This is a genomic window from Pseudomonas sp. NFACC24-1 (genome assembly GCF_900115235.1).
GTDB classification, from domain to species: domain Bacteria; phylum Pseudomonadota; class Gammaproteobacteria; order Pseudomonadales; family Pseudomonadaceae; genus Aquipseudomonas; species Aquipseudomonas fluorescens_AA.
The window spans coordinates 1-6,299 of record NZ_FOVS01000069.1; the positions used below are offsets into that span (position 1 = coordinate 1).

The window sequence follows — 6,299 nt, forward strand, 5'->3', positions numbered from 1 at the left end:
CTGGTCATGTGTCCCGACCGGCGCCTCGACGCCAACGCGCCGGCTGTGTTCTACGGCAGAGTTGGCGTATTCGAATGGAACCCCGAAGTGCCTGCCACTTGAGCAGCGCACCGTGCCGGCTTTCGAGCCCAAGCCAGGGGCTGCTGTGCTAACAGGTCGATGCGATCCTCGGCAGGATTGAAATCGAGTATGCGGTCACTGTCACTGTCACTGTCACTGTCACTGCCGTCAGCGGTGCGAACTCTCTGCCACGCTGGCATAGCGGAATACGTCGTTTCCCGCACCGCCGGAGAGCAAGTCGCTGGCGAGATTACCTTGCAGCACATCTTCACCAGCCAGGCCGCGCAGGATTTCATCGGTACCCAAGCCTTTCAACACCTCGCTGCCGGACGAACCCTTTAAACGGGTGCTGCCGAAAGTGCTGTCCAGTCAGGGTTCCGCCATGCGCGGACACTTGCCTTTCAGAGAATGTTTAACGGGTAGCTGAGTATCAAGCGGTTTTCATCGTAATCACTGGCATTGTAATTTCGCCTAACGCTGGAATTTCGCCAACGAACAGATAAAGACTTGAGAGTTCCGCTTTGAACCACATAGCCGAGCTCGGATTCTCGTACCCACTCTGAACCATCATCGACATTTTTCAGTTCCACGTTGTCACCATGAACGTAACGCGTCATGAAACTCAAACCGGGAACGCCGTAGCCTACGAAATTGAGGTCATAGCGCACTTGCCAGGAACGTTCACGGGGGTTGTCGAACGCATGATTGAAGGTGTTGTTGGCCAGATAGATACCGCCGGTCCCGCCGATGCGCATCCAACCGGTATCCCCCGAGACATTTTGCAGCCCCAGGCTTATCGCATGCTCAGCGATGTTGAGGCTCAACAGAGCTGAAGCGGTGCGGTTATCCAATTGACCTGCCTTCGCACTTCCTGAGTCTTTGCCCCAGAAAAAGCCTAGATTGGCGTTAACCGATACCCTTTCAGTCAGAGGCCATTTTTGGTTCAGTCCGAGGTAGTGCTGTTCATAGATGTCTTTCAACTCGCCAGACCAAAGTCTTACGGTGGTATTTTTGGACGTAGAACGGTAGTCGGCACCGAGAAAATCGAAGGCGTCTGATCGAGCCGATCCAAACGAAAGGTCTTCCATGGAAGAGTCGTTGCGCAAGCTGGTTTTGCTCAACTCACCTGCATAAAAAGACCAGTTTTTGATCTCTTGCGAGGCAATCTGGGCACCACGAAATGTCTGTGGCAATGCGCGGAAATCATCCACGGTGACAATGGGGAAATTGGGCATCCATTCGCCGACCTTTAATTCCGTATTCGAGAGCTTCGCTTTAACCGCAACGCCAAGTCTCCCGAAACTTCCCGCAGGATCACCATCAGCATCCTTTGGCAGCAGCAGCGCGCCATACCTTCCTGAGCCGCCATCAAGCTTCACTGCATATTTCCCAAGCACGTCAACCCCAAACCCCATAGTCCCCTGGGTAAAGCCGGATTTGAGGTCGAAGATGAAACCTTGCGTCCACTCACGGGCCTGGCTTTGCGCAACATCTGGTGCAGTGAAGTTTCGCTCGAAAAAGAAGTTCCTGAAGTTCAGAGTGGCGGTGGTGTCATCCACCAAACCCTGAGCCAATGCATTGAAAGGTAAAACTAGCGCTGGAATGAAAAGCACACGAGTTGCGCGATTAGTGTGAATGTTCAAGACCTGTCCCCTGTTGTTTTTATTGAAGGGCAATGTCGGGCTGTCATCACGAGTCGAGCGGGCGAAATGCCGCTGTCCCGGGAAAACGGATCGTCGAGCGTAGGTGGAGAAATATCCGAATCGAGTGTTGCCAAGGGCCTGATGAACAAACCCTTGGTATGTACTTCACCTGAAAGCCGGCGCCTTCAAAGCACGGCGCCGGCTTGGCTCAGGATCAGATCAGGCCAGCGCTGCGCAGCGCGTCAGCGATTTCCTTATCGGCACCCTCGGCCAGCGGCAGCAGCGGGGAGCGGACGGTGGCATGATCCAGGATGCCACGGGCAACCAGGCCATGCTTCAGGGCCACGGTGCCCTCCATGTGGGAACCACGGTGGTAGACATTACGAGTGACCGGCAGCAGTTTGTCGTGAATGGCACGAGCAGCCGGGTAGTCGCGACGCTTGCCGGCGGCGATCAGTTCGATCAGCGGCTCTGGAGTCAGGCTGCCGTAGCCGACCAGTGCGCCGTCCACGTCAAACATGGTGTGCAGCAAGTATTCGTCATGGCAGGTCAGGATTTGCAGATCGGGAACCTCACGACGGATGACCGGGATTTCGGTGTCCCAACGACGCATGTTGCGAACACCGTTCTTCATGGCAAACACGCCAGGCTGCTGGGCAATTTCCAGTTGAGTTTCCAGGTCGTAGGTCGCCTTGGTCACGTCTGGGTACTGGAACAGGATCAATGGCATACCGCTTTCTTCATAGATCGCTTTATAGCGGTCCTGAGCCGCGCCTTTCTGATAACCGAAACGCAGCCAGCCGTGGGAGGGATAAACCAGGCCGGCAGCAGCACCATTGGCGACGGCGCGCTTAGCCTCTTCAGCGGCAACATGAGTACCTTCGCCCGTGATGCCGGCGATGATTGGCAGACGACCGCCTACCGACTCCTTGAAAGCCTGGATGACGCGCCCTTGTTCTGCCTGGGTCAGGAAGGTGCCTTCACCTGCGTGGCCCAGAACAACCAACCCTTTTACACCTTCAAAGCTGCCAAGCCAGGCACCCAGTTTCTGAATAGCTGCGTAATCAACCTCGCCATCACGAGTGAACGGCGTGACAGGAGCAGGAACGAGGCCTTTAAGGTCGATAGTGTTTTTAGTGCTCATTTCATTACCTCTGGTTTAGTTAAGTTTCGCAACTAACGCATGCGCGGGCGCAAAACACACTCTGATGTGTTCTGGGTTTACTACTGAGTCAGGTACCGTCGATTGAACTATTTAGCGTGGAAGATTATGGCGAAAGGTCCTCCAGAATTCGGCCTTTGGTTTCAATGGCGAAAGAAGCAGTGATCACTGCTGTCATCAATAAGACGACCGCAAAGATGCCGAACACATATTGAACACCCAAGCCAGAAACGGTGTAGCCTACAATGATCGGTCCCAGTGCTGAACCCAATCTTAGCCAAGCACTGCCTACACCCGTACCTAAGGCTCTTAGACGAGTAGGATAAAGTTCCGCCGAATAAAGGTAGAGTGAGAACGTCACTGTCTGGACAAATGCATATCCCAGTCCTGCCAGCACCAATATCTTGATCGGCGCAGTTGCACCTGTCGTTGCCAATATTGCCAGCGGTATGGCTGCGAGGAACAAGGCGCCCATATACCAGCGACGTCGGCCCACTTTATCAATCAGCAACGCACATATCACGGCGGCAACAACACCTGCGGCTGAGGTCATGAAGCCATAGGCCAGGCTGGTTTCGAGTGGCAGATGAAAATGTTGACGATAGAGCGTCGGCAACCAGGTAATAAGTCCGTTAGCGACCATATAGGAGCCAAACCACATTGCCCAAATAACGAGTGAGCGCTTGAAATAGATGCCTTTGAAAAGCTCTCTCCAGCCGCCTTTGTTATTTATCCCATGCATTTGCGGGACTTCGACTGCAGGTTGCAGCGTCTTGCCGGCTTTAACAGCGCTGTGTTCGAGGCGAGTGACAATCCGGTCAGCCTCGTCCAGACGACCCTTGGACGCCAGCCAGCGCGGCGATTCAAACAGGAAGAAGCGAAGCGGGATCAACAGTATCGCAGGGACCAAGCCTACCGCGAACATCGCTTTCCAGCCGTACATCGGTACGAGGAAGTAGCCGATAATCCCGGCCCCTACCAGGCCCAGCAGAAACATGACTTCATATAAGAGAAAGAATCGCCCTCGTTTCTTAGATCCAATCAGCTCATTGATATATGCGCTTGCCACCGGTACTTCACCTCCCGTACCGATGCCCTGTATGAACCTGAAAGCGATCATCATCGCGGCGCTGGACGCAAACAGGCAGGCCACGTCCATCGAAACAAACAGCAAAATGGTGAATGTCAGGACCCTCATGCGTCCGATTCTTTCGGCCAGCCATCCAAAGATCAAAGCACCGAACAGCTGTCCCAAATAACCGGCAGAAAGGATCATGCCGATCTGCGTGCCGCTAAGACTCCACTCCTTAGCCAGAACCGGCATCGCGTAGGCGATGGCAATGACTGTGTAACCATCAAAAAATGTTGCGGCGCCGATAATATTCCTGGCCCAAAACACTTGCCTGGTAATGGGAAGCCGTTCTAGGCGAGCACTAATATTCGCTTGGCTATTTATCTTCTCTGGCGAGGGCTCAGTTTCAACTTTCTGCATCAACATGGCTCTTCCTTTTATTATTGTTTGCGTTATTCGGGGCGAACGAAGCTCGCAGTGAGGAACACAGTGCAATGGCGTAGCCGTTTGAGCTGGTCAGCGCCAGCCCAATGTTTATTACTAGATCATCAGTTTTTCGGAAACGCCCACTTGATAGACGAAACCACGCCGGCAGTGGAAATGGCCGTAAAGTTGTTTAAATGATGAATTGAAAGGGTGACTCAAGGGGGGCGTTAAAAGCTTCCAGTGCACAATATCGGCATGATCGAAGTAACGCGCTTCATCAAGGGAGGCCGCGTTGTTGAATTGAGCGCAAATGAGAGTGGGCCGAGGATACGAACCTATCGCAACGGGCGCCCCCCATGAGCGGATCACAGAGAGACCAGCTTCAACACGAGAGCCTTGATCATGGAATCTGGCACCAGCGGAGCGGGCATATTGCTGAGCAGTGGCTTTCATTTCTATTCGCACCTTTTTATTTTTCGGATTGCGAAAATTTTTTCTTCTTTTCAAATACAGTACCACCACTGTTCTTCGGAGCCCAACCTTTTTTTGGGCTCCGTTCGTCATTATTTTTTTTTCATGCCTTCCTCAGGCAGCCTGAATCCGAGGTGGGACAAACCTTCTTCGAGTGCTATCCTTCTTTGATATTTTTTTCGCATTCCGAAAAACAAAATCACATCAGGTAGAAATCGAGCATGGCTCCACGCACCCCGGTAAAAAACCAAACCTCGAACGCCGCTGACGAAGATAAAAATCAACGCAGCACTGTTCAGTCACTGGCCAAGGGATTCCGCGTTCTGGAAGCCTTCACTGCGGAAAGCGATGAGCTCACGTTGAGCCAGATCGCTGAAAAAGCCGATCTCGATCCAGGTACCACCTACCGCATGCTGAATACGCTGGTAGATCTCGGGTACGTCTCACGAATACCCGAAAGCAAGCGATTTTCCTTAACACTCAAGATCCTCAATTTGGGCTTTCATGCAATTGCCCATACAGACCTGCGCAGTCTGGTCCGTCCTGTGTTGAGGGGGCTCGTCAGCGAAACCAGTGAAGCGGCCAGTTTCGCCGTTCTGCAGGGCGCAGACGTGCTGTATCTGGAACGTGTGAGGGCCGGCATTACGCGGCTTGGGGTGGATATTCGTATCGGGACGACCGTCCCGGCTTGTCAGACAGCGATTGGTCAATCGATCCTGGCATTTCTGTCCGAGCAAGAAGTGGCGCGTATCGAGGCGCGTTCTTCAGCCACGCCCTTCATCAGCAAGACGCTCGCTAAGCCGCTTTCCGAGGTATTGGAGCAAATTCGAAAGGACGGGTACTTGATTACTGATTCGCTGTTCGCCGAAGGCCTTCGAATCCTGGCCGTTCCGGTGCTGGATATCGACGGCTATCCTGTTGGGGCAATCAGTATCGCAGCGCCAGCAGTGCGATGCTCCATTGAAGAACTCGAACGCCGAGCGCTGTCATTGACGATGGCAGCAGCGAAGAATATCGGTCGAGCGCTCCAGGCCAGCGGAAGTGTGAACTCCAGCCTTTGATCACGGCCAACGAGAAAACTTCCCGCCAGAGCCCTCTCGGCTTGAAAAGCCAGGCGCGAAAAAAGGGTTCTTCACGGATTACCGGGAAAGACGCTCTTGATCTTCATGAAAAAGAATTCGCTATCCCGGTAACCGTACGCCATCCGCTTGATGACCTTTATTCGATTGTTTATTCCTTCCAACTGACCGGTGTGCATCGGCCAGCGAACCCGGCTCACGATGCCCCGCCAGTAACCCTTTAGCCGTTTGGCGAACTGGATCAGAGCTGGTATTTCGCTTTCATGCGCATGGCGCAGCCATTGCTTCCAGGCCGATCGCCAACCCCAGGCAGTACTCGGGGTCCAGAGTGTTTTGAGTTCAGCCTTCATCAAGTAGACCGTCATCAACGCTTGGTTGGCCGCCAG

7 protein-coding genes are annotated in these 6,299 nt (G+C 53.5%); 1 reads left to right on the plus strand and 6 read right to left on the minus strand.

The genetic code is table 11. The features are described 5' to 3' along the window. Positions 1-228 precede the first annotated feature (228 nt). The 5 genes from BM317_RS30835 to BM317_RS30620 all read right to left on the minus strand — a co-directional run bounded on the left by BM317_RS30835 (position 229) and on the right by BM317_RS30620 (position 4,816). Entirely contained in the window at positions 229-366 is a 138-nt protein-coding gene (locus BM317_RS30835) for a hypothetical protein (protein ID WP_170842374.1), read from the minus strand. Positions 367-461: 95 nt separating this feature from the next. Then, the gene (locus BM317_RS29395) at positions 462-1,703 is read right to left on the minus strand and encodes an OprD family porin (RefSeq protein ID WP_092477190.1); all 1,242 of its coding nucleotides are present in this window, start codon (positions 1,701-1,703) and stop codon (positions 462-464) included. 214 nt (positions 1,704-1,917) lie between these two features. Beyond that, entirely contained in the window at positions 1,918-2,847 is a 930-nt protein-coding gene (locus BM317_RS29400) for a dihydrodipicolinate synthase family protein (protein WP_092174221.1), read from the minus strand. Positions 2,848-2,971: 124 nt separating this feature from the next. Continuing rightward, on the minus strand, positions 2,972-4,363 hold the full coding sequence (locus BM317_RS29405; RefSeq protein ID WP_092477188.1) for an MFS transporter: 1,392 nt from the start codon (positions 4,361-4,363) through the stop codon (positions 2,972-2,974). 114 nt (positions 4,364-4,477) lie between these two features. Continuing rightward, positions 4,478-4,816: a hypothetical protein gene (locus BM317_RS30620; RefSeq protein WP_139236098.1), complete on the minus strand. Its 339-nt coding sequence runs from the start codon at positions 4,814-4,816 to the stop codon at positions 4,478-4,480. A gap of 239 nt (positions 4,817-5,055) precedes the next feature. Here BM317_RS30620 and BM317_RS29410 point away from each other — a divergent pair, with 239 nt between their 5' ends. Continuing rightward, the gene (locus BM317_RS29410) at positions 5,056-5,895 is read left to right on the plus strand and encodes an IclR family transcriptional regulator (protein ID WP_092174215.1); all 840 of its coding nucleotides are present in this window, start codon (positions 5,056-5,058) and stop codon (positions 5,893-5,895) included. A gap of 71 nt (positions 5,896-5,966) precedes the next feature. On the opposite strand, the gene BM317_RS29415 is transcribed toward BM317_RS29410, so the two are convergent. Continuing rightward, the coding region (locus BM317_RS29415) for a transposase (protein ID WP_139236099.1) at positions 5,967-6,299 on the minus strand (333 nt) is incomplete at its 5' end.

What these genes read in the sequence shown, in the direction of transcription:
- BM317_RS29400 (WP_092174221.1), bottom strand. Translation starts at nt 2,847, where the DNA reads ATGAGCACTAAAAACACTATCGACCTTAAAGGCCTCGTTCCTGCTCCT.
- BM317_RS29405 (WP_092477188.1), bottom strand. Translation starts at nt 4,363, where the DNA reads ATGTTGATGCAGAAAGTTGAAACTGAGCCCTCGCCAGAGAAGATAAAT.
- BM317_RS29410 (WP_092174215.1), top strand. Translation starts at nt 5,056, where the DNA reads ATGGCTCCACGCACCCCGGTAAAAAACCAAACCTCGAACGCCGCTGAC.
- BM317_RS30620 (WP_139236098.1), bottom strand. Translation starts at nt 4,816, where the DNA reads ATGAAAGCCACTGCTCAGCAATATGCCCGCTCCGCTGGTGCCAGATTC.